We start from the raw sequence: 21,057 nt of genomic DNA on the forward strand, positions 1-21,057 counted from the left end.
AATCCTTAATTGCTGCATGTGTCATGTGTCTGGCTGGCGTCGCTCCACGATCGAATACACAGAGGAGACTGATGATGTCAAAGCGCAAGACGTGGCGGGGAATGAGTACCGTCATTGCAACGGGTACGGCGATGGCGGCCTTGAGTCTCACGGTCACGGCGCACGCGGCAGGGGAGCCGATCAAGATCGGCGTCATCAGCGAAGAGTCCGCGGTGGCGGGCGCTTCGATCAGCAAGGCCGCGCAACTCGCAGCGGAGGAGATCAACGCGAAGGGCGGTGTCGATGGCCGGCAAATCCAGATCATCGCGTATGACGATCACTCGTCGGCATCGGACGGCGTGCGTGCCTTTCAGCGCGCCGCGAGTCAGGACAAGGTGGTCGCGATCATCGGCAGCTACATCAGCGAAGTCGCGCTCGCGATGGAGCCATGGTCCGCGCGCCTGAAGATGCCTTTCATCACGCCGGGCGCGGCGAGCAACGAAATCTCGAAGCGCGTGCATGACGACTACGATCACTACAAGTACACCTTCCACGGCTGGATGACGTCTGCGTTCATCGCGCAATCGATCTGCGATTTCTCGCATGACGTGCTTGTCGGCGAGTTCAAGATGAAGACGACCGTCGTGATGAGCGAGGACGCCGCGTGGACCAAGCCGCTCGACGAGCGCTACCTCGAGTGCCTGCCGAAAGCGGGCCTCAAGGTGCTGGATCACATCCGCTTCAATCCGGACACGTCGGACTTCACGCCGATCTTCAACCAGATCGAAGCGAAGCATCCGGACACGATCACGACGGGCATCAGCCATGTCGGCGTGCAGCCGACCGTCCAGTGGCACGATCAGCAAGTGCCGATTCCGATGTCGGGCCAAAGCTCGCAAGCGACGACCACGAGCTTCTGGAAGGACACCAACGGCGCGACCGAAGGTGTGATCACCGCATCGGCGGCGGCGCCGGGCGTCGCGTTGACGCCGAAGACCGTGCCCTTCGTCGAGTCGTATCAGAAGCACTTTGCCGGCGTATCGCCCGCGTATGACGGCTTCACGAGCTATGACCTCGTGTACATCATCGCGGATGCGATTCATCGCAATGAAGGCTCGACCGATCCCGACAAGATGGTCGATGCGCTCGAAAAGACCGACTATGTCGGCACCATCGGACGCTGGCAGTTCTACGGCAAGAACGATCAGTTCACGCACGCGTTGAAGTACGGCGAAGGCTATATCACCGGCATCAACCTGCAATGGCAGAACGGCAAGCAAGTGGCGATATGGCCGAAGTCGGTGGCGAACGCAAAGGTCAAGTTTCCGGCCTTCGTGAAGGTGCAGGCAGCCGCGAACTAAGCGCGTTTGCGTCGTCGCGACGCGCGTGCGCTGCCGATAGCGCGCGCCTTGCGGCGCATGTTGCGGGGACCGGTTCCACGTTGGCATCGACATGGAAGACATAAAGGGCCGCTATGTTGCCACTGCAAATACTCATCGATGGCTTCGCGATCAGCTCGCTCTACGCGCTCGGCGCGATCGGCTTCACGCTGATATTCGGCGTATCCGGCGTGCTCAATCTCGCGCATGGCGGCGTGATGCTGGTATCCGCGCTGCTCGGCTGGGCGCTCGCGGGCGAAGCCGGATTGGGCACCTATCTCGGCACGCCGCTCGGCGTGGTCTGCGGGATGATTGCCGCATACGTCACCTATTTCATGGTGGTGCGGCCCATTCAACGCTCGACTGCGATCCCGCGTGAAGAGAAAGAGATCTTCGTGCTCACGGGCACGCTGCTCTGGGGCATCATGATCCAGCAGGGCATGGCGTATCTCTTCTCCGATAACCCCATCACGATGCGTCCGCTGATTCCCGGCGTCGCGAGCGTCGCGGGCGTGCGCGTGCCCTATAACGAGATTATGATCGCGGTCGTGTGCTGGGTCGTGATCGGATTGCTGTGGCTCTTCGTGAATCGCACGAAGGCGGGCAAGGCGCTGCTCGCGGCGTCGATGAATCCGCGCGGTCTCACGCTGCTCGGCTTCGAGTTGTCGAATATCTATCTGCTCGCGTGGACCATCTACGGTGTGCTCGCGGGCATCGCGGGCGTGCTGCTCGCATCGTTCCTTGGCGTGAGCACGAACAACACCGGACAGCTCACGGCGAGCGCGTTTTCCATCGTCGTGCTCGGCGGCCTGGGCAGCGTGTCGGGCTCGTTGATGGCCGCGTATGTCGTGGGTTATCTGGAGACCGTCACGGCGTACCTCATCTCGCCGACGCTGCGGCCATTGCCCGCGCTGCTGCTGCTCGTGCTCGTCGTATATGTGCGGCCGCAAGGCTTTCTCGGACGGCGCTAATCATGAAAGACATCGTTCGTTCGCGCTTGATCTGGTCCGCGGTCCTGCTCGCGATCGTCGCCGCGACGCTGCCGTGGTGGCTCACCGGGTATATCCTCGGCGTGCTGACGGTCGCGTATTACTTCGGCGTCTTCGCGATGTCGTGGGACTTGCTCTTCGGCTTCGCGGGCGAAGTCAATTTCGGACCGACGTTCCTGATCGGGCTCGGAGCGTATTCCGCCGCGATACTGAACGCGCACGCCGCCGCGCCGATACCGGTATGCGTGATGGCCGGCGGCCTCGTCGCTCTCGTCGGCGGCCTGCTGCTCGCCGTGCCCGCATTGCGATTGCGCGGACCGTACTTCGGTCTCGTCACGCTCGTCGCGGTGTTGCTGCTGCAGAACGCGATCGTGATCTTCGCGGGCGTCACCGGCGGCGAGATCGGCATGATGGTGCCCGACGTGATGTCCGTCGATGCGAGCCACAACTACTGGATCGCGCTCGCGTTCCTCATCGTCTGCGCGATCATTCTGTTCGGCTTGTCGCGCTCGGCCATCGGTCTCATTCTGCAGGCGAGCGGGCAGGATACCGTCGGCGCGCAGGCGCTCGGCTTCAACGTCGTGAAGCACAAGCTCGCGGCGTTTTGCATCAGCGCGGTGTTCTCAGGCGTCGCGGGCGCGATGCTCGTGTTCTATCAGGGCACGGCGTCGGTGAGCACGGTGGTCGATATCGGCATCGGCGTGCAGATCATCATCGCGGCTGTGCTCGGCGGCCGGCGCACGATACTCGGCGCGGTGCTCGGCTCGATCTTTCTCATCGTCGCGGGCGAATTCCTGCGTCCGCTCGGGCAGATCAATACGTTCGTGGTCGCGGCTGTCGCGCTCGCGGTCATCCTGTTCTTTCCCGATGGATTGCTCGGCAACATCCTGCGTGTGAGGGAGCGCGAATGAGCGATACACCTTTGCTTTCGGTGCGCGGCCTCACGAAGCGCTTCGGCGGTCTCGTCGCGGTGAAGGACATCGGCTTCGATATCGAGCCCGGCGAGATACTCGGCCTCATCGGTCCGAACGGTTCCGGCAAGTCGACGGTGATGAAGCTCATCATGGGCATCGAGCGGCCCAACGCGGGATCGATCAAGGTCGATGGCGTCGAGATGGCCGGATGGCTGCCGCATCGAATCGCGCGCGCGGGCGTGGGCATCGTGTTCCAGCATTCGCGGCCGCTGCATCGGCAGACAGTGCTCGAACACATCAAGCTCGCGCTATTGCCCGATTCGCTCGTGAAGCTCGCCGCCGATCCGCATGTGAATCGCCGCGCACGCGAGATCGCGGAGCGCGTCGGACTCGGCAAGGTGATGCATCGTCATCCGGCGACGCTGCCCTTCGCCGATCTGCGTCGCATGGAGATGGCGAAGGCGATCGCACGCGATCCGCGTGTCGTGCTCGTCGACGAGCCTTTCGCGGGTCTCACCGCCGCCGAATCGGAAGCGTTCTCCGAACTGATTCGCGGCTTTCGCGCGGAAGGGCGCGCGGTGCTGCTCGTCGATCACAACGTGAAGAGTCTCGCGGCGCTCGCGGATCGCGTGCTTGCGATGTATCTCGGCGAGTACGTCGCGGAAGGCACCGCCGAACAAGTGATGCAGAACGAGACCGTGCGGCGCGTCTATCTCGGCGGCAAGATCGAGGCACGCGAGCGTGGCGCGGAAGTCGTGAGCAACAAGCCGTCGATTCTTCAGGTCGAGAGCGTCGGCGTGTTGTACGGCAAGGCGCGCGCGCTCGATAGCGTGGACATGCATGTGCGCGAAGGCGAATTCGTGTCGGTCGTCGGATTGAACGGCGCGGGCAAGACGACGCTCTTCAATGCGATTTCCGGACTCGTGGCGTATCACGGAACCATTCGCTACGGCTCGCGCGATTTGAAAGCCATGAGCGGCGCGGCGATCGCGCGTGGCGGCATCGTGCAGTGCCCGGAGACGCGCGAGCTGTTCGGCGACATGACCGTGCGCGAGAATCTCGATCTCGGCGGCTATCATCTTTCCGACAAGATGCGCGCCGATCAGCTCAAGTGGCTCTTCGAACTCTTTCCGATACTCGAATCGCGTCAGGCGCAGACCGCGCGCACGTTATCGGGCGGCGAGCAGCAGATGCTCGCGATCGCACGCGCGCTGATGATGCAGCCGAAGCTCCTCATCCTCGATGAGCCGACGCTCGGCCTCGCGCCGGTGATTCTCGAGCAACTGTCGAAGGCGATGGAACGGCTGCAGAAGACCACGCCGATCACCGTGCTGCTGGGCGAGCAGAACGTGACGTTCGCGTTGCCCCATGCGGACCGCGTGTATGTGCTCGAACATGCGCGCATCGTGTGGGAGGGCAGTCCGTCGCGCTTCGAGAAGGAGATGGGACGAGGCTTTCTCGAAGCGGTGCGGTCGGAGGCAGCGCAAATTGCGCAGGCGAAAGTTTGAAGCGTAGCGCGCGCAACTAAACACGCGCGCCTTGTTGCCTAAAACGCCACACGTATTGCACCGAATGGGCATCGCGTCATTTGATGTGTTAAAAAACCGCGAGCTTTCGATGCGTCGCGCCAAGCTGCTTTAGCCAAGACAGTTATCTGAAAGGCGACGCGTCGAAGCCATGAAAAACGGCTAACGAATACGCGCTCCCAATACATCATGAAGACATTCACATCGCGTGCCATCGCGGGCATCGGCGCGTCGGTCGTCGCGCTCGCGTGTCAATCCGCATTCGCGCAAAGCTCGGTCACGCTGTACGGCGTCGCCGATGTCAGCGTGCGTTACCTCACGAACGCCAACGCCAACAACGACGGCAAGCTGTTCATGACGAACGGCGCCATTACCAATAGCCGCATCGGCTTCAAAGGCGTCGAAGATCTCGGCGGCGGCCTGAAAGCGATCTTCCAGCTGGAAAGCGGCGTGGAACTGGAAAACGGCCAATACTCCGACAGCGCTCGCGCATTCAATCGCGCGGCTTTCGTCGGCCTGTCGAATCCATATGGCACGCTGACGCTCGGCCGTCAGAAGACGCCGCTCTTCGACATGCTCGGTGACGTCTACGATCCGCTCACGGTCGGCAATTACTTCGAGAACGCATGGTTGCCGGTTGCGTTGGGCGCGGGTCTCTATGCGGATAACGCCGTCAAGTACAACGGCACGTTCGCGGGCCTCACGATCGGCGCGATGTACTCGTTCGGCACGAACTATACGTCGACGGGCGCGGGCGGCTTCTCGGGCCAGGTTCCGGGTCATATGGGCGCGGGCAACATGTACGGCTTCACGGCGTCGTATGCGATGGGCCCGCTGTCCATCGGCGGCGGCTATCAGCAGAACAGCGACAACGCCGCGAACAAGCAGAAGATCTGGAACGCGAACGCGGTCTATGCGATCGGCGCGGCGAAGCTCTATGTCGGCTATCTGCATTCGACCGATGACACCGGCTTCGTCGACAGCATCCTGCAACAGCGTGGCCTCGTATCGGGCACGGATATTCTGAAAGGCTCGGGCCGTCGCGACGATGGCCCGTTCGCGGGCGTCACCTATCAGGTCACGCCGGCGCTGTTGCTCACGGGCGCGTTCTACTACGACCACATGAAGAACGCGGCCATCGGCGGCGGCGCGACGGGCAGCGGCAATCGCTATACGGGTGTCGCGCTGGCGGAGTACGCGCTGTCGAAGCGCACGGAAGTCTACGGCACCGTGGACTTCAACAAGGTGACGGGCGCGGCGGATGTCGAACTGCCGGGCCGCTCGAATCAGACCGGCGTGTCGATCGGCTTGCGCAACATCTTCTGATGACGCTTCAGCGCACGCGCAATGTATAGCGCGTGCGCTGACGATACACGTCGCCGGGCCGCAAGACAGCGCGCTCGCTGTCTTGCATGTTGATCTCGTTGGGAAAGCCGCCCGCTTCGAGACACAAGCCCGCCTGCTTGCGATAACGCGAACCGCCGCGCGCGGGCACATCTTCCAGATAATTCCCCGAGTAGAACTGCAAGCCGCGCGCATCGGTCGACACGCTCAGTTCGCGTCCGCTCGATGGATCGAACAGCACAGCGACCGTGCGCGGTTCGTTCGCTTGGTCGCTCAACACGTAGCAATGATCGAAGCCGCCCGCGATCGCGAGTTGCGGATGAACCGCATCGAGACGCGTACCGATCGATGCAGGCGCGCGCAAATCGAACGCGCTGTCCCCGACGCTTTCGCGCGCGATTGGAATCGAGGTCGCATCGATTGCGAAGTACGTATCCGATGCAATCGATATCTCATGGTCGCGAATGCTCGCGCCGTCGTTCAAATTGAAGTACGCGTGATTGGTCAGGTTGATGGGCGTCGGCGCATCGGTGCGAGCTTCGTAATCGATCGATAACGTGCCGTCGTCATCGAGCGCATAGCGCACGGTCACATCCACATTGCCGGGAAAGCCAGAAGCGCCCGCAGGCGATTGCAGCGTCATGACGAGCGCGCCGTTCGCCGCCTGCACACGCCACATCTGCCGATGAAACCCCGCCGAGCCGCCATGCAGAAGATTCGCGCCTTCGTTGCGCTCCGCCTGATGCGCGATGCCATCGAGCACGAAGCGCGCATCGCGGATGCGATTCGCCCAGCGCCCGATGATCGCGCCCATGAACGCGCTGCCGTTGCGGTAATCGTCGGGCATGTCGTGACCGAGCAGGACATTGGCGAGATGTCCATCGCGATCGGGCGCGAGCCATGAAACGAGCGTCGCGCCGAGGTCGCTGATATCGACAGACATGCCCGATGCATTGCGCAACGTGTAGAGATTCGCGTCGCCCCAGGGGCGAACGTCGATGGAAGAAGAGGTCGTCATGCGCGAGATCATCTCATGGCCGCGCCGCGACTTCATCGAGATGCAGCAGTAAGTCCGCTGGATCTTCATACACGCGCAACGCGCCGGAGCGCTCGAGTTCATCGCTGCCATAACCGCCCGATAGCAAGCCGACGCCGAGCGAGCGGCAACGGCGCGCGGCCAGCATGTCCCAGATGCTGTCGCCGACGACGACCGTATGCTCGATCGGCACGTTCAGACGCTCGGCGGCGGCGAGGAACAGATCCGGATCGGGCTTTGCGTACTTCACCATGTCGCGCGTAACGACCACTTGCTTCGACGGATCGACGCCCAATGCTTCGAGATTGACCTGCGCGGTTTCCATGCGCCCGCTCGTCGCGATGGCCCAGCGCGTGCCGGCGTTCGTCAACGCTTGCAGCAATTCGCGCGCGCCGGGCAGCGGACACACCTGCGCGCGCAGCCGCTTGTACGCCTCCGCATGCAACTGACGCAGCCGCTCGACGCGATCCGCGCTGATCTCGCCGTGCGTCTCGCGCAGTAACTGATTGGTGAAGAGTCCGCCGCTCATGCCGATCTTGCGGTGAATGCGCCACACCGACAACTCGATGCCCTCGGCGTCGAGCGCTTCTTTCCACGCGAGCACATGTTGATAGACGCTGTCGACGAGCGTGCCGTCGAGGTCGAATAGAAATGATGTTTCGATGCGCATGGTCTGCTCCCTTTGATCGAGTTCGGGCGTGTCGTATCGCTTCATCATACGCACGATCGGGCGAACAGGCTGTTCCAGGTGCGATAATGCATGTTTGCGCCGCGAGCCGGTTATATCGCGGAATCGCCGCATGAAGCCCTTGGATTTTGCATCAATTACGCATCACGGAGCCTATCTTGACCCGCATCGACAATCCCTCCCGCGATCAGGAGGCAGGCGTGGCCGACTCCACGCAAGACACGACCCGCATCGACGATACGCGCATCGGCGCGGTGCGTCCGCTGATCTCGCCCGCGTTGCTGCTCGATGAACTGCCGGTCACGCCCGGCGTGCAGACCCTCGTCGAGGAAAGCCGCGCGGCCATTGCGAATATTCTGCATGGCCGCGATGACAGGCTCGTCGTCGTCATCGGTCCGTGTTCCATCCACGATCACGATCAGGCGATGGAATACGCAGAGCGTCTGAAGAAAGTGGCGTACGAACTTCGTAACGATCTCTTCATCGTGATGCGCGTGTACTTCGAAAAGCCGCGCACGACGGTAGGCTGGAAGGGCTATATCAACGATCCGCGTCTCGATGGCAGCTTCCGCATCAACGAAGGACTGCGCCGCGCGCGCGAACTGCTTCTCGACATCAGCGGCCTCGGTCTGCCCACCGCGACCGAGTTCCTCGATCTGCTCAGCCCGCAATACATCGCCGATCTCATCGCGTGGGGCGCGATCGGCGCGCGCACGACGGAGAGCCAGAGTCATCGTCAGCTTGCGTCGGGGCTTTCTTGTCCAATCGGCTTCAAGAACGGCACCGATGGCGGCGTGCAGGTTGCCGCCGACGCAATCGTCGCGGCGCGCGCGAGCCACGCGTTCATGGGCATGACGAAGATGGGCATGGCGGCGATCTTCGAGACGCGCGGAAACGACGACTGCCACGTCATTCTGCGCGGCGGCAAGAAGGGGCCGAACTACGACGCCGAAAGCGTCGCGGCGGCGTGCGGCGCGCTCTCCAAGCTCGGCCAGCGCGAACAGGTGATGATCGATTGCTCGCACGCCAACTCGAACAAGTCGCATCTGCGTCAGGTCGATGTCGCGCAGGACATCGCGCGGCAACTGGAGGCGGGCGAACGGCGCATTACCGGCGTGATGATCGAGAGTCATCTGGAAGAGGGCCGTCAGGATCAGAAGCCGGGCGTGCCGCTCAAGCACGGCGTATCGATCACCGATGCATGCCTTGGCTGGACGCAAAGCGAACCTGTGCTCGAACTGCTCGCTCAAGCAGTGAGAAAACGCCGCGCGGGGTGATGACAAAAACCGTGGGCGCGGCAAGGGAAGCGTTTCCGTTCGCCGCATTCACGGCGACGACGGGCGATGCATCGGAGTTCGATGATCGCGTGATGTGACAAGCCCCTACCGCGCCACCGCCGCATTCAGCGCATTGAGCAACGCCAGCGGATCGAATGGCTTCTTCAACTGAATCGACTTCGGCAATGCGCGACGCTCGTCCTCGCTGAGCGCGAGGTCGTAGCCCGTCACGAACACGACGCCCAGTCCCGGCGTTTTGCGGCACGCCGCGATAGCCAGTTCCACGCCGGACTGCCCGGCAAGATCCACATCCGCCAGCAGCAATTCGAAGCGATGCTCGCGCATGAGCGCCAGCGCTTCATCGACGCTGCCCGCTTCCGTCAGATCCAGCCCGAAGGTGCGCAGCAATTCGGCGGTGCTATCGCGCACGAGTTCGTTGTCTTCGACGAACAGCACGCGCATTCGCGAGAGCGCATCGTTTTGCGCGACGCTCGGCACGCTGACATCGGCGCTGGCAGGCGCGCCCGCCGATGCCCTCATGCGTTGTCCCAGCACCTGCCGCACCTTGCGCGCCAAAGCCTCATGCGTATAAGGCTTGCTCAGCAGATCGATGCCTTCGTCGAGCCGCCCCGCATGCACGATCGCGTTGTCCGTATAGCCCGACGTGAACAGCACCGCGATACCCGGCACGCGTTCACGCGCCTTGCGCGCCATTTCGTTGCTGCGCAGCGGGCCGGGCATCACGACATCGGTGAAGAGCAGATCGACGGGCACGCCGCTTTCGACGATCGCCAGCGCGCTCTGCGCGTCCTTTGCCCGCAATACGCGATAGCCCAGATCCGCGAGCATCTCGACGACGGTCGCGCGCACTTCCTCATCGTCCTCGACGACGAGAATGGTCTCGCTGCCGCCCTTGGCCGGACCGGCATCGATGGTCGTTTCGATATCCTCTTCCTCGCGCGCGCGCGGCAGATAGATACGCACCGTCGTACCGTGCCCTTGCTCGCTGTACACCTTCACGTGGCCGCCGGACTGCTTGACGAAGCCGTACACCATCGAAAGGCCGAGGCCCGTGCCTTGTCCTTCGCGCTTGGTCGTGAAGAACGGTTCGAACGCGCGTTCCTGCACTTCGGGCGACATCCCCGAACCGGTGTCGGTCACGGCGACCATCACGTACTGGCCGGGCGCGACGTCGGCGTTGCGCATCGCGTAGGTTTCGTCGAGCGATGCATTGCCGGCTTCGATCGTGAGCTTGCCGTGACCGTTCATCGCGTCGCGTGCGTTGATCGCGAGATTGAGCAGCGCGTTCTCGACCTGGAATGGATCGACGAGCGTATTCCACAATCCGCCCGACACGATGGTTTCGATCTCGATGCCATCGCCGAGCGCACGGCGGAACATGTCGTCGAGGCCGCGCACGAAGCGGCCCAGATTCACGACCTTCGGCGCGAGCGGCTGGCGTCGGCCGAACGCGAGCAATTGCGACGCGAGATTCGCGCCGCGCGCGACGCCCGCGAGCGCGCTTCGCACGCGCTGCTCGGGCTTGTCCTGTCCGGCGACGTCTTTCGCGAGCAATTGCAGATTGCCGCCGATCACCTGCAGCAGATTGTTGAAGTCGTGCGCGACGCCGCCCGTCAGCTTGCCGATGGCTTCCATCTTTTGCGCCATGCGCAGCGCTTCTTCGGCGTGGCGCAGCGCGTCGGCGGTTTCGCGGTCGGATGTGACGTCGCGGCCCACGCCATGAATGCGCCGCGTGGCCGGATCGAGCGATACGGTCCACGCGATCCAGCGCCAGCCGCCGTCCGAACGGTTCATCCGGCATTCGTAGCGCACCGGCAAGCCGTTCGCGCGCAGCTTGCCGAGTTCCTCGGCGGCGGCGGGCGCGTCGTCGGGATGAAGGAGGTCCATCACCGTGTGCGAATGCAGGCGCTGCGAGTCGAAGCCGAGCACCGTCGTCCATGAAGGACTCACGCGCAGCAGCGCGCCCTCGAAGCTCGCGACGAAGAACAGATCTTCGCTCAACTCCCACAAACGATCGCGATCCGCGACGGCATCCGCGACGCGGCGCTCCAGCGTTTCGTTCAGATCGCGCAGCGCGTCCTGCGCCTTCGTGCGCTGGGCGATCTCGTCCTGCGCGGCCTGAAAGAGCCGTGCATTGTCGATGGCGATCGCCGCTTGCGACGCGATGCCCGTCAGAATGCGCTCCGAGCGCTCCGTGAAGACGCCCGGCTCGGGATGCCCGAAGAACAGCCCGCCGAGCACTTCGCCCGTGCGCGAGAGGACCGGCGCGGCGAGATAGCTGCACACGGCGAGATGGCCCTTCGGCATGCCGTGATGCGGCGCGTTGTGTCCATAGCGCGGATCTTTCGTGATGTCGTCCGAGCGCACGATGCCTTCGCCCGCGAACGTCGGACCGAATACGGCCGTGTTGCGCGGCATCGGAAATTTGGCGAACGTATCCTTCGGCACGCCCGACAGGGTGTAGAGCGTGTAGCTGCCGCCCTTGTCGTCGAGCACGTTGTAGAAGAACGAGCCGAAGGCGGCGCCGGTCAGCTCCGTCGCGGCATCGACGACGACCTGCACCGCGCGGCTCAGATCGAGTTCGCCCGCGACCGCCGTGCCGACGCGATTGAGAATCTCCAGCGTGCGCGATTCGTCGCGCAGCTTCTGTTCGGTCGCGCGACGCAGCCGCGCGAGCCGCAGATTGCTCGCCACGCGCGCGAGCAGTTCGCGTGCGGAAAAGGGCTTGGTCAGATAGTCGTCCGCGCCCGCTTCGAGGCCGTCGACGCGCGCTTCCTCGCCCGCGCGCGCCGAGAGCAGCACGACAGGCGTTTCGCGCAGCGCTTCGTCTTCGCGCAGCGCGCGCACGAGCGCGAAGCCGTCGAGGCGCGGCATCATCACGTCGGAGACGATGACTTCCGGTCGCACGTCGCGCGCGATCGCGAGCGCGGCTTCGCCGTCGGCGGCGACGTTCACGTCGTGGCCCGCCGCGATCAGCATGCGGCGCATGTAGTCGCGCAGATCGGCGTTGTCGTCGACGATCAGCACGCGGCCCGGCAACGCATTGGCGAGCGCCGGGTCGTCGGCCGCGTCCGCGCCGAGCGGCGCGTCTTCCTCGCTTTCGACGACCGGCGGCTCTCCGTCCGGCATCCAGCGCATGGCGGCATCGACATACGAGCGCGCGCGGATGCTCGCTTCGGCATGGGGCGCGGCTTGCGCATCGAACGCCGATTCGCGCGACGAGGGCAGCGTGACGGTGAAGCACGCGCCTTCGCCGAGCGTGCTTTGCACGCGGATCATGCCGCCGTGCAGCTTGACGAGCTCGTGCACCATCGCAAGGCCGATGCCGCTGCCTTCCACCGAGCGGCCCGCCGCGCCCGTCACGCGATGGAAGCGCTCGAACACGCGCGTGAGCTCCTCTTCGGGAATGCCGATGCCGGTATCGCGCACGCTCATTTCGATGCTGCGATCGGCGTTCGCGTGCAGCGAGATGCGGATGGCGCCATCGAACGTGAACTTGAACGCGTTCGACAGCAGGTTCATCACGATCTTTTCCCACATGTCGCGGTCGATGTCCGCGATCACCGGCGCCTGCGCGATATCGATCTCGAGGCGCAGGCCGGCCGTTTCGATCGCCGAGCGAAACAGCGACGCGAGCTCGGCGGTGAATACGGCGATATCGGTCGGCTGACGATGCATCTCGATGCGCCCGGCCTCGATGCGCGAGAAATCCAGCAGCGCGTTGACGAGCTTCAGGAGCCGCAGGCCATTGCGATGCATGATCTCGACGAGCCGCAAATCCTCGCGGCCTACGCGTCCGGGACTGGCCAGCAGTTCTTCGAGCGGGCCGAGCATCAGCGTGAGCGGTGTCCTGAACTCGTGGCTGATGTTGGAGAAGAACGTGGTTTTCGCGCGGTCGATTTCGGCGAGCGCTTCGGCGCGGCGGCGCTCTTCCTCGTACGCGTGCGCATAGCCGATCGCCGCGCCGATCTGGCCCGCGACCAGATTCATGAACGCGCGATAGGCGTCGTCGAAAAGCCGATAGGGGTTCAACGCCGCGATCAGCACGCCCGCGCGGCCCGTCTCGCCCGAAGGCGCGATGGGCGCGAGCACCGCGCTCGAAGGCGCGACGTTCCACGCGCCGGTCGGCAACGGCGCATCGACGAGGCGTTCGAGGTTCGTCACCACGCGCGCCTGGCCGTCGCGCAGCACGCTTTGAAACGGCCACAGCTCCGCGTGCGACGCATGCAGCGTTGCGGGCGCGGCCGCATGGCCCGGCGCGATGCCGCACGCTCCGGCGAGCGTCGCCATGTCGCCGCCCGGCTCGGCGATGTAGAGCAGCGCGAAGGGCATGTCGCGCGATGCGCCTTCGAGCGCGTTCATCGACAGTTCGCATGCCTCGCGCCACGAGCGCGCATCCGCCGCCGATGCGGCCAGCTCGCGCAGCACGTTAAGTTGACGTTCGCCGAGGACGCGCTGCGTGTCGTCGCTGTTCGCGCAGATGATGCCGCCCGCGCCGCCGCGGTCATCGGGAATCGGGCTATAGGAGAACGTGTAATACGTTTCCTCGGGAAAGCCGTTGCGCTCCATGATGAGGAGCTTCTGTTCGACGAATGTCCCTTCGATGCCCGCGAGCGCCGTGTCGAGCAGCGGGCCGATATCGTTCCAGATTTCGCGCCACACGACCGAGGTCGGCTGGCCGAGCGCATGCGGATGCTTGCCGCCGATGATCGACTTGTACGCGTCGTTGTAGAAGAAAAGCAGGTCCGACCCCCAGCCGACCCAGATCGGCTGGCGCGACGTCAGCATGATGCGGATGCCCGTCTTGAGACTTTGCGGCCAGTTTTCGGGCGAGCCGAGCGCGGTCTGCGTCCAGTCGAAACCGCGGATAAGCGCGCCCATTTCGCCGCCGCCCAGGAGGAAGCTCGGGTCGAGCCCGTTCATCCTCGTATCCGCGATCAGGTTTTCGGCTTTCATCGACGCTTGATCTCCTCGCCCGGCCTCTCGATGGGGCGATGCAGGTTTGTCAGGGACGCTGCCCGTCGTAGGGTTCGAATCGTTCATGTGCGCTTCCGGACGCGGGTGCGAACGATACCGGATTCTCGCACGGAAAACCCATTTTCTTGCAATGGCCGCACGCGCGTCAGCCCCGTCCTGCAAGGCGTTCGGGACAGTGCGGCACGGGATTTGCTGGACGTGTCGCTCAAATCGATAACGTGCGCGTGACCGTCAGGCGCCAGCATCACATCAAGCGAAACCATGTCCAGACCGATGCCTAAAGCCCCCTCGACATCAGGCGCAGGCGCGCACGAAGACTTCGATATCTACGCGTCGTATGTGGTGAATGCGACGGGCCTGCACATCGGCACGCTGAAGGTCGTGAGAAAGCGCGACAAGCGCGTGCTCTATCCGTTCGATGGCTGCGAGACCATCGGCCCGTTCGAATCGAGCGAGGACGCGCGGCGGGCGGCCGAAGCGCTCGGCCACCGCATCGTCGCCGCGGATCTCGCCAATCCCGAGCCATGATCCGCGCTCGCGCATTGTCCTATGACATGCGCTTTCGACGCAGGCGGAACGTCTCATCCCCGTGAGCGCGTCGAGGCTGCGAGCCGCGCGGTAAGAAGCCCCGGCGATTCCATAGACGATCGGCAAGAATGGCCCGCGCGCTCGGGAAAACCCCAGCGCCGTCATCGTCCTAGGACATGCCAGGCAAGCGGCATGCGTCTGTATCTTGATCTCAAGGCGGTGCATGGCGCGCGAACTCGAGCGCAGCACCGGGTCCATGACGCATCCGGAAGACGACTATGAGTGACGTGCAACCATCCACGAGGCAGGGTCAACACGCGGCGCCCGATGAGACGCCCTCGCGCGCGCCGATTCGACGCGCCATGGCCGCCTCGGCAATAGGCAATGCGACCGAGTGGTTCGACTACGGCATCTACAGCTACGGCCTGACCTACATTTCGGCCGCGCTCTTTCCCGGCAGTACCGCGCAAGCCACGCTCTTCGCCCTCGCCACGTTTGCGATTTCGTTTCTCGTGCGTCCGCTCGGCGGCCTCTTCTGGGGACCGCTCGGCGATCGTCTCGGCCGCAAGCATGTGCTCGCGCTGACCATCATCATCATGTCGATGGCGACGCTGCTCGTCGGCTTGCTGCCTTCATATGGAAGCATCGGCATATGGGCGCCCGTGGCGCTCGTCGCGTTGCGCATGATCCAGGGCTTCTCGACGGGCGGCGAGTATGGCGGCGCGGCCACGTTCATGGCCGAATACGCGCCCGATCACAAGCGCGGCTTTTGCGGCAGCTTTCTCGAATTCGGCACGCTCGCGGGCTTTTCGCTCGGCGCGTTCCTGATGCTCGGCTGCTCGGTGCTGCTCGGCAACGACGCGATGCACGCGTGGGGATGGCGCCTGCCGTTTCTCGTCGCGGCGCCGCTCGGTCTCATCGGACTGTATCTGCGCTCGAAGATGGAGGACACGCCGGTGTTTCGCGAATGCGCCGAAGCGGCGGAGCGAGAGCATCAGACGGGTGTGTCGTTGGGCGAACTGTTCGCGAGCTACTGGAAGCCGCTCTTGCAGCTCGGCGGGCTCGTCGTGGCGCTCAACGTCGTGAACTACGTGCTGCTCGCCTATATGCCGACGTTCATGAAGAAGGAGCTCGGCATGAGCGACAACCTCTCGCTGCTGCTGCCGCTCATCGGCATGCTGTCGATGATGGTGCTGCTGCCGTTCGCGGGCGCGCTGTCGGATCGTATCGGACGCAAGAAGGTGTGGTGGCTTTCGCTCGTCGGCATCTTCGTCGCGGCCGTGCCGATGTTCTCGCTGATGACCCATGGCATTGCCGGCGCGCTGATCGGGCTTGCGGTGCTGGGGCTGCTGTATGTGCCGCAACTCGCGAGCATCTCCGCGATGTTTCCGGCGATGTTCCCGACGCAGGCGCGGTATGCGGGGATGGCGATCGCCTATAACGTGTCGACGTCGATCTTCGGCGGCACCGCGCCGATGGTCACCGATTGGCTGATCGGACGCACAGGCAGCACGCTGGTGCCGGCGTATTACATGATGGGGGCTTGTGCGGTTGGCGCGGTTGCGTTGGTGTTCGTTACCGAGACGGTCGGGTGTTCGCTGCGCGGGCGGGGGATTCCTGGGGCCGGGACTGGTGCTGGTGCCGGGACGCAGCGGGACGATATGGCGCATGACGTGTTGCCCGAGCATCGGCATGCTTGATGTTTTTTTTCGCCGGATCCCGTTTTCGCGTTGGACCATTAGCGCAGGGGCAACGCTAATAAACCGAAAGCAAAACGGGATCCGGCGAAATCCACCGTAGAGAAAGCAAACCTCAGTGCGCCACTTTCACCTTATCGTTCCCACTCAAAACCCGCGCCTGCAGCAAGATCACGAGCAGTAGAAACGCACCGCGAATCACCGACTGCCAGTAGGCGGAAAGCGAAATGAACCCGAGCCCGTTCTCGAAGTTGAGCAGATTGAACACGAGCCCGAGCAACGCGACGCCCGCGACGGTCATCGCGATGGACCCATCGCCGCCGGTCAGTCGCGTGCCACCGAGGACGACCGCGGAAATCGCGAACAGCTCCCATCCGACGCCTTCATTCGGCTGTCCGGCGCCGAACTGCGCGGCCAGAATCGCACCGGCGATGCCCGCAAGCAAGCCGCTCAGCGCATACACCATGACGAGCGTGCGGTCCACGTTCAGGCCCATCAGCCGCGACGCTTCCTCACTTCCGCCGATGGCGAGCGCATGCCGCCCGAAGCGCGAACTGCGCAGCGCGATCCATCCGGCAAACGCGGTCAGCGCCGACACGATGCCCGGTATCGGCAAGCCGAACAGATCGCCCTGACCGAATGCGGCGAAGTTCGAATCCGATGAAATGCCGACCGCGTCGTTATGCCCGAGCAGCAACGCAAGCCCATGCGCGCCGAGACTCGTCGCGAGCGTGACGATGAACGGCAGGATCCGCATATGCGTGATGACGAGCCCGTTGAGCACGCCCACCGCGAGGCCTGCGAGCGAGCCGGCAAGCACCGCGGCCAGCCCGCCATGCGGGCTCGCCAGCGCCGACACCACGCTCGCGAGCGCGGCCACCGCGCCGACGGACAGATCGATGCCGCCCGTGATGATGACGAACGCCATGCCGATCGAGATCAGCAGGAACATCGAGTTGTATCGCCAGAACGACGTGATGTTGTACGCGTCCGCGAAATGTTCGTAACGCATGACGCCGAGCACAAGCAGCGCCGCGAGCGCGATGAGAATCGGCAAGTTCCTTTTCATGTCGACGTTCAACCTCGCTTGCGTTGCACGTACACCGCGACGATGATGATCGCGGCCTTCAGCACCAGCGCGGCGGCATCCGGAATGCCGTGCGCGAGCAGCGTATAACGCAGCAACTGGATGATGAGCGCGCCGATCAGCGTGCCCGTGATATACGCCTTGCCGCCCGTCAACGCGGTGCCGCCGACCGCGACCGCCGCGATCGCATCGAGCTCCACGCCGAGACCGACGACATTCGCATCCGACGACGAATTCACCGAGATCGAAATCAGCCCGGCTAGCCCGGCGAGCGCCGCGCATACGGTGTACGCGATCATCTTCACGCGCGCGGTCGGAATGCCCGAGAGATACGCGGCGTCCTCATTGCCGCCCGTCACGAGCAGGAACTTGCCGAACAGCGTCTTGCGCACGATCCACGTAAAGAGTGCGACGAGCACGAGCATCAGGAGAATCTGGAACGGCACGCCCGCGATCTTGCCGAGCGCGATCCATTGAAACGCGGGATTCGTGAACGCCTGAAGGCTCCCATCGGTGACGACTTGCGCGATGCCGCGGCCCGCGATGAAGAGCACGAGCGTCGCGACGATCGGCTGCACGTTCAGTCGCGTCACGAGAAAGCCGTTGAAGACGCCGCATAACGCGGCGGCGACGATCGGCAGCGTGAACGCAAGCACGATGCCGAGCGGCCCGTCGATGTTCATGAAGAGCATCGGCGCGAGCGCACCGGCTATCGCCATCGACGCGCCCACGGACAGGTCGATGCCGCCCGTCGCGACGACGAGCGTCATGCCGATGCCGACGATCACGATCGTCACCACTTGCGTGAGATTCACGTTGAACGTCTGCAGCGAAACGAAGTGCTGCGTGAAGATCAGATTGAAGACGATCATCGCGAGCAGCACGGCGACTTCGCGCTGAATCGCCACGCCACGCTTCTTCTTTGCCGATGCCTGCACGATCGGCGCGGCCCGTTGCGTATCATCGATCATGTTTCGCTTCCTCTACCGCCTCGGCGAGCGTCGACTCCGCGCCCGCGCCATACGCGATCGCATCCATGATCGACGCCTCGTTCATCTGCGCGCCGTCTAGTTGCGCGACCGTTTCGCCGTCGCGGATCACGACTGCGCGATCCGCCACTGCCGTGAGTTCTTCCAGTTCCGATGCGGACAGCAGCACCGCCATGCCGGCATCGCGCAATTCGCGCACGATCTTCGCGACGTCGGCTTTCGCGCCCACGTCGATGCCGCGCGTGGGCTCGTCGAGCAGCAAGAGGCGAGGGTGCGTCGCGAGCCAGCGCGCGAGCAGCACCTTCTGCTGATTGCCGCCGGAAAGTTCGCGTATCGGCTGATCGGGCGAGCGTAGCTTGATGCCGAGCGATTCGATGAAGCCATCGACGATCTCGCGCTGCTTCGCGACATCGACGACGCCGCGTTTCGTCAGCGCAGGCAGGCAGACGAGCGTGAGGTTGTCGCGCACGGAAAGCTCCGGCACGATGCCTTCGGCCTTGCGATCTTCCGTCAGATACGCGACGCCGCGCGCGATCGCATCTTTCGGCGATTTGAACGATGCTGGCTCGCCGTTTATATCGAGCGTTCCTTTCGCCGGGCGATCCGCGCCGAAGAGCAGGCGCATCGTTTCCGTGCGGCCCGAGCCGAGCAGGCCCGCGAGGCCGACCGCTTCGCCCGCGTGAACATCGAGCGATACGTCCGTGACCTTCGCGCCCGCCGCGAGCCCTTGCGCCGCGAGCGCGACCGGACCGCGCTTCGCGAGATTCGCTTCCTTCACCGCGCTGTCTTCATGCACGACGGCGGCGAGCGTGCGGCCGAGCATCGTCGTGACGAGCTTCAGCTTGTCCATCTGCTGCATCGTGTTTTCAGCGACGGTCTGGCCGTCGCGCATCACCGTGACGCGATCGCACAGCGCATAGAGTTCATCGAGCCGATGCGAGACGAAGATGACCGCGCGCCCGTCGTCGCGCAAGCGGCGCACGACGGTGAAGAGCAGCTCGACTTCGCGCTCGTCGAGCGAGGACGTCGATTCATCCATGATGACCATCTTCGCATCCGACGACACCGCGCGCGCGAGCGCGACCATCTGCTGAATCGCGGTGGAATAGTCGCGCACGGGCTTTCTCACATCGATACGCAATCCGAACCATTCGAGCAATTCGCTCGCACGCCGTTGCACTATCTTCCAGTCGATGAGACCGAAACGGCGCGGCTCGCGCCCGAGAAAGATGTTTTCCGCGACGGAGCGGAAAGGCACGAGATTGATCTCCTGATAGATCGTGCTGATGCCCGCTTCGCGCGCTTCCTTCGGCGTGCGGAAATCGACTTCGCGGCCATCGAAGCGAATCGTGCCCGCGCTCTTGCGATACGCGCCCGTGAGAATCTTGATGAGCGTGGACTTGCCCGCGCCGTTCTGGCCGATGAGCGCGTGCACTTCGCCCGCTGCGACGGTCAGGCGCGCGCGCTTCAACGCAGCGACGCCGCCGAACGCGATATCGATGTCCTGCATGTCGAGAAGGGGAGTCTGAGCCATGCGTGATATCCGTCGAAATGAAAAAGCGAGCGCCTCCGATCAGACGCCCGCAAGTCACACACACACTTCGCTCAGTACCCGTACTGCATGCTTGCGTCGACGTTGCTCTTGTCGTAGAAGCGATCCGAGACCTTCACCCACGGCGGCACCGTTTCGCCCTTCGCGTACTTCTGCGCGACGTCGCATGCGAGCGGTCCGAAGAACGGGCTGGATTGCACGCTCGCGCCGAGCTCGCCCGCCTTGATCGCTTCGAGGCCGCCCTTGGTGCCGTCGATCGTCACGAGAACGATATCCTTGCCCGGCTGCTTGCCCGCCGCCTTGATCGCCGCGATCGCGCCGAGCGCCATTTCGTCGTTGTGCGCGTAGACCGCGGTCACGTCGGGATGCGCCTGCAAGAGCGTCTCCATCACCTGACGGCCCTTGTCGCGCGCGAAGTCGCCGCTTTGCGACGCAACGATCTTCATGCCGGGATTCTTCGCGATGACATCGTCGAAGCCTTTCTTGCGATCGTTCGCGGCGGACGCGCCCGTCGAGCCTTCCAGCTCGATGATGGTCGCCTTGCCGTTGGTCGCCTTCACGAGCCAGTCGGCGGCGCGCTGACCCTGATCGATGAAGTCCGAGCCGATGAACGTGATGTAGTCCTTGCCCGCCTTCGCCATCGACTGATCGATGTTGCGGTCGACCAAAATCACGGGAATGCCCGCTTTCTTCGCCTGCATCACGACCGGCACGAGCGGCTTTTCCTCGCGCGGCGGGAAGACGAGCAGATCGACGTGCTGCGCGATCATGCTCTGGATGTCCGAGACCTGCTTCGCCGCGGAACTGTTGGCGTCGGTCATGACCATCTGCCAGCCGCATTTCGCCGCGATGTCCTTGAAGCTCTTCGTCTCCGCGAGACGCCACGGATTATTGCTCTCGGTCTGCGCAAAGCCGACCTTCAACGGCTTCTTGTTCGGGATCTTCGGCAGGCCGTCGTCGGCGGCGTGGGCGGCGGTGAAGCCGGCCGCGAGCGTGAGTGCGGTCAGGGCGGTCAGTGCGGCAGCGAGCGGGCGCAGGCCCAGGCGCGATTTCTTATCTAACGACAGCATGTCT

15 protein-coding genes are annotated in these 21,057 nt (G+C 63.9%); 8 read left to right on the forward strand and 7 right to left on the reverse strand.

The window, feature by feature from the left end:
• Positions 1 to 101: 101 nt before the first annotated feature.
• The 5 genes from NCS03_RS25135 to NCS03_RS25155 all read left to right on the forward strand — a co-directional run bounded on the left by NCS03_RS25135 (position 102) and on the right by NCS03_RS25155 (position 6,113).
• On the forward strand, positions 102 to 1,340 hold the full coding sequence (locus NCS03_RS25135) for an ABC transporter substrate-binding protein (protein ID WP_502801542.1): 1,239 nt from the start codon (positions 102 to 104) through the stop codon (positions 1,338 to 1,340).
• Between the two features lie 113 nt (positions 1,341 to 1,453).
• Positions 1,454 to 2,329, forward strand: a complete 876-nt coding sequence (locus tag NCS03_RS25140) for a branched-chain amino acid ABC transporter permease (RefSeq protein WP_008347709.1) — start codon at positions 1,454 to 1,456, stop codon at positions 2,327 to 2,329.
• Positions 2,330 to 2,331: 2 nt separating this feature from the next.
• A complete protein-coding gene (locus NCS03_RS25145; protein WP_250437188.1) occupies positions 2,332 to 3,258 on the forward strand; it encodes a branched-chain amino acid ABC transporter permease in 927 nt (308 codons plus the stop codon).
• On the forward strand, positions 3,255 to 4,769 hold the full coding sequence (locus tag NCS03_RS25150; protein WP_250530030.1) for an ATP-binding cassette domain-containing protein: 1,515 nt from the start codon (positions 3,255 to 3,257) through the stop codon (positions 4,767 to 4,769). The genes NCS03_RS25145 and NCS03_RS25150 overlap by 4 nt, the downstream gene beginning before the upstream one ends.
• A gap of 207 nt (positions 4,770 to 4,976) precedes the next feature.
• Positions 4,977 to 6,113 carry a porin gene (locus NCS03_RS25155; protein WP_008347714.1) on the forward strand — a complete coding sequence of 379 codons (1,137 nt, stop codon included), beginning with the start codon at positions 4,977 to 4,979 and terminating at the stop codon, positions 6,111 to 6,113.
• A 7-nt stretch (positions 6,114 to 6,120) separates the two neighbouring features.
• Here NCS03_RS25155 and NCS03_RS25160 read toward each other — a convergent pair whose 3' ends face one another.
• Together NCS03_RS25160 and NCS03_RS25165 are read right to left on the reverse strand one after the other, a co-directional pair.
• The gene (locus NCS03_RS25160; protein ID WP_250503581.1) at positions 6,121 to 7,149 is read right to left on the reverse strand and encodes an aldose epimerase family protein; all 1,029 of its coding nucleotides are present in this window, start codon (positions 7,147 to 7,149) and stop codon (positions 6,121 to 6,123) included.
• Between the two features lie 13 nt (positions 7,150 to 7,162).
• Positions 7,163 to 7,837: an HAD family hydrolase gene (locus NCS03_RS25165; RefSeq protein ID WP_008347718.1), complete on the reverse strand. Its 675-nt coding sequence runs from the start codon at positions 7,835 to 7,837 to the stop codon at positions 7,163 to 7,165.
• 176 nt (positions 7,838 to 8,013) lie between these two features.
• On the opposite strand from NCS03_RS25165, the gene NCS03_RS25170 reads away from it, so the two are divergent.
• Positions 8,014 to 9,132, forward strand: a complete 1,119-nt coding sequence (locus tag NCS03_RS25170; RefSeq protein ID WP_008347720.1) for a 3-deoxy-7-phosphoheptulonate synthase — start codon at positions 8,014 to 8,016, stop codon at positions 9,130 to 9,132.
• Between the two features lie 105 nt (positions 9,133 to 9,237).
• On the opposite strand, the gene NCS03_RS25175 is transcribed toward NCS03_RS25170, so the two are convergent.
• A complete protein-coding gene (locus NCS03_RS25175) occupies positions 9,238 to 14,109 on the reverse strand; it encodes a response regulator (RefSeq protein WP_250530031.1) in 4,872 nt (1,623 codons plus the stop codon).
• A gap of 294 nt (positions 14,110 to 14,403) precedes the next feature.
• Between NCS03_RS25175 and NCS03_RS25180 the strand changes: the two genes are divergently transcribed.
• Both NCS03_RS25180 and NCS03_RS25185 read left to right on the forward strand, forming a co-directional pair.
• Positions 14,404 to 14,658: a DUF6723 family protein gene (locus NCS03_RS25180; RefSeq protein WP_008347724.1), complete on the forward strand. Its 255-nt coding sequence runs from the start codon at positions 14,404 to 14,406 to the stop codon at positions 14,656 to 14,658.
• A gap of 278 nt (positions 14,659 to 14,936) precedes the next feature.
• Positions 14,937 to 16,358 (forward strand): MFS transporter, encoded by a 1,422-nt coding sequence (locus tag NCS03_RS25185; protein WP_008347726.1) that lies wholly within the window; start codon positions 14,937 to 14,939, stop codon positions 16,356 to 16,358.
• 112 nt (positions 16,359 to 16,470) lie between these two features.
• Here NCS03_RS25185 and NCS03_RS25190 read toward each other — a convergent pair whose 3' ends face one another.
• The 4 genes from NCS03_RS25190 to NCS03_RS25205 form a co-directional block, all read right to left on the reverse strand.
• The gene (locus NCS03_RS25190) at positions 16,471 to 17,424 is read right to left on the reverse strand and encodes an ABC transporter permease (RefSeq protein ID WP_250530032.1); all 954 of its coding nucleotides are present in this window, start codon (positions 17,422 to 17,424) and stop codon (positions 16,471 to 16,473) included.
• A gap of 8 nt (positions 17,425 to 17,432) precedes the next feature.
• Positions 17,433 to 18,413, reverse strand: a complete 981-nt coding sequence (locus tag NCS03_RS25195) for an ABC transporter permease (protein WP_008347730.1) — start codon at positions 18,411 to 18,413, stop codon at positions 17,433 to 17,435.
• Entirely contained in the window at positions 18,403 to 19,965 is a 1,563-nt protein-coding gene (locus NCS03_RS25200) for a sugar ABC transporter ATP-binding protein (protein WP_250530033.1), read from the reverse strand. The genes NCS03_RS25195 and NCS03_RS25200 overlap by 11 nt, the downstream gene beginning before the upstream one ends.
• Positions 19,966 to 20,036: 71 nt before the next feature.
• On the reverse strand, positions 20,037 to 21,053 hold the full coding sequence (locus NCS03_RS25205) for an ABC transporter substrate-binding protein (RefSeq protein ID WP_008347733.1): 1,017 nt from the start codon (positions 21,051 to 21,053) through the stop codon (positions 20,037 to 20,039).
• Positions 21,054 to 21,057 lie beyond the last annotated feature (4 nt).

This window comes from Caballeronia sp. ATUFL_F1_KS4A, from assembly GCF_023630905.1.
In the GTDB taxonomy this organism is placed as follows: Bacteria; Pseudomonadota; Gammaproteobacteria; order Burkholderiales; family Burkholderiaceae; genus Caballeronia; species Caballeronia zhejiangensis.

Excerpts from the sequence above, each read along its gene's own strand:
- NCS03_RS25135 (WP_502801542.1), top strand. The coding sequence starts at position 102 with ATGAGTACCGTCATTGCAACGGGTACGGCGATGGCGGCCTTGAGTCTC.
- NCS03_RS25140 (WP_008347709.1), top strand. The coding sequence starts at position 1,454 with ATGTTGCCACTGCAAATACTCATCGATGGCTTCGCGATCAGCTCGCTC.
- NCS03_RS25145 (WP_250437188.1), top strand. The coding sequence starts at position 2,332 with ATGAAAGACATCGTTCGTTCGCGCTTGATCTGGTCCGCGGTCCTGCTC.
- NCS03_RS25150 (WP_250530030.1), top strand. The coding sequence starts at position 3,255 with ATGAGCGATACACCTTTGCTTTCGGTGCGCGGCCTCACGAAGCGCTTC.
- NCS03_RS25155 (WP_008347714.1), top strand. The coding sequence starts at position 4,977 with ATGAAGACATTCACATCGCGTGCCATCGCGGGCATCGGCGCGTCGGTC.
- NCS03_RS25160 (WP_250503581.1), bottom strand. The coding sequence starts at position 7,149 with ATGACGACCTCTTCTTCCATCGACGTTCGCCCCTGGGGCGACGCGAAT.
- NCS03_RS25165 (WP_008347718.1), bottom strand. The coding sequence starts at position 7,837 with ATGCGCATCGAAACATCATTTCTATTCGACCTCGACGGCACGCTCGTC.
- NCS03_RS25175 (WP_250530031.1), bottom strand. The coding sequence starts at position 14,109 with ATGAAAGCCGAAAACCTGATCGCGGATACGAGGATGAACGGGCTCGAC.
- NCS03_RS25180 (WP_008347724.1), top strand. The coding sequence starts at position 14,404 with ATGCCTAAAGCCCCCTCGACATCAGGCGCAGGCGCGCACGAAGACTTC.
- NCS03_RS25185 (WP_008347726.1), top strand. The coding sequence starts at position 14,937 with ATGAGTGACGTGCAACCATCCACGAGGCAGGGTCAACACGCGGCGCCC.
- NCS03_RS25190 (WP_250530032.1), bottom strand. The coding sequence starts at position 17,424 with ATGAAAAGGAACTTGCCGATTCTCATCGCGCTCGCGGCGCTGCTTGTG.
- NCS03_RS25195 (WP_008347730.1), bottom strand. The coding sequence starts at position 18,413 with ATGATCGATGATACGCAACGGGCCGCGCCGATCGTGCAGGCATCGGCA.
- NCS03_RS25200 (WP_250530033.1), bottom strand. The coding sequence starts at position 19,965 with ATGGCTCAGACTCCCCTTCTCGACATGCAGGACATCGATATCGCGTTC.
- NCS03_RS25205 (WP_008347733.1), bottom strand. The coding sequence starts at position 21,053 with ATGCTGTCGTTAGATAAGAAATCGCGCCTGGGCCTGCGCCCGCTCGCT.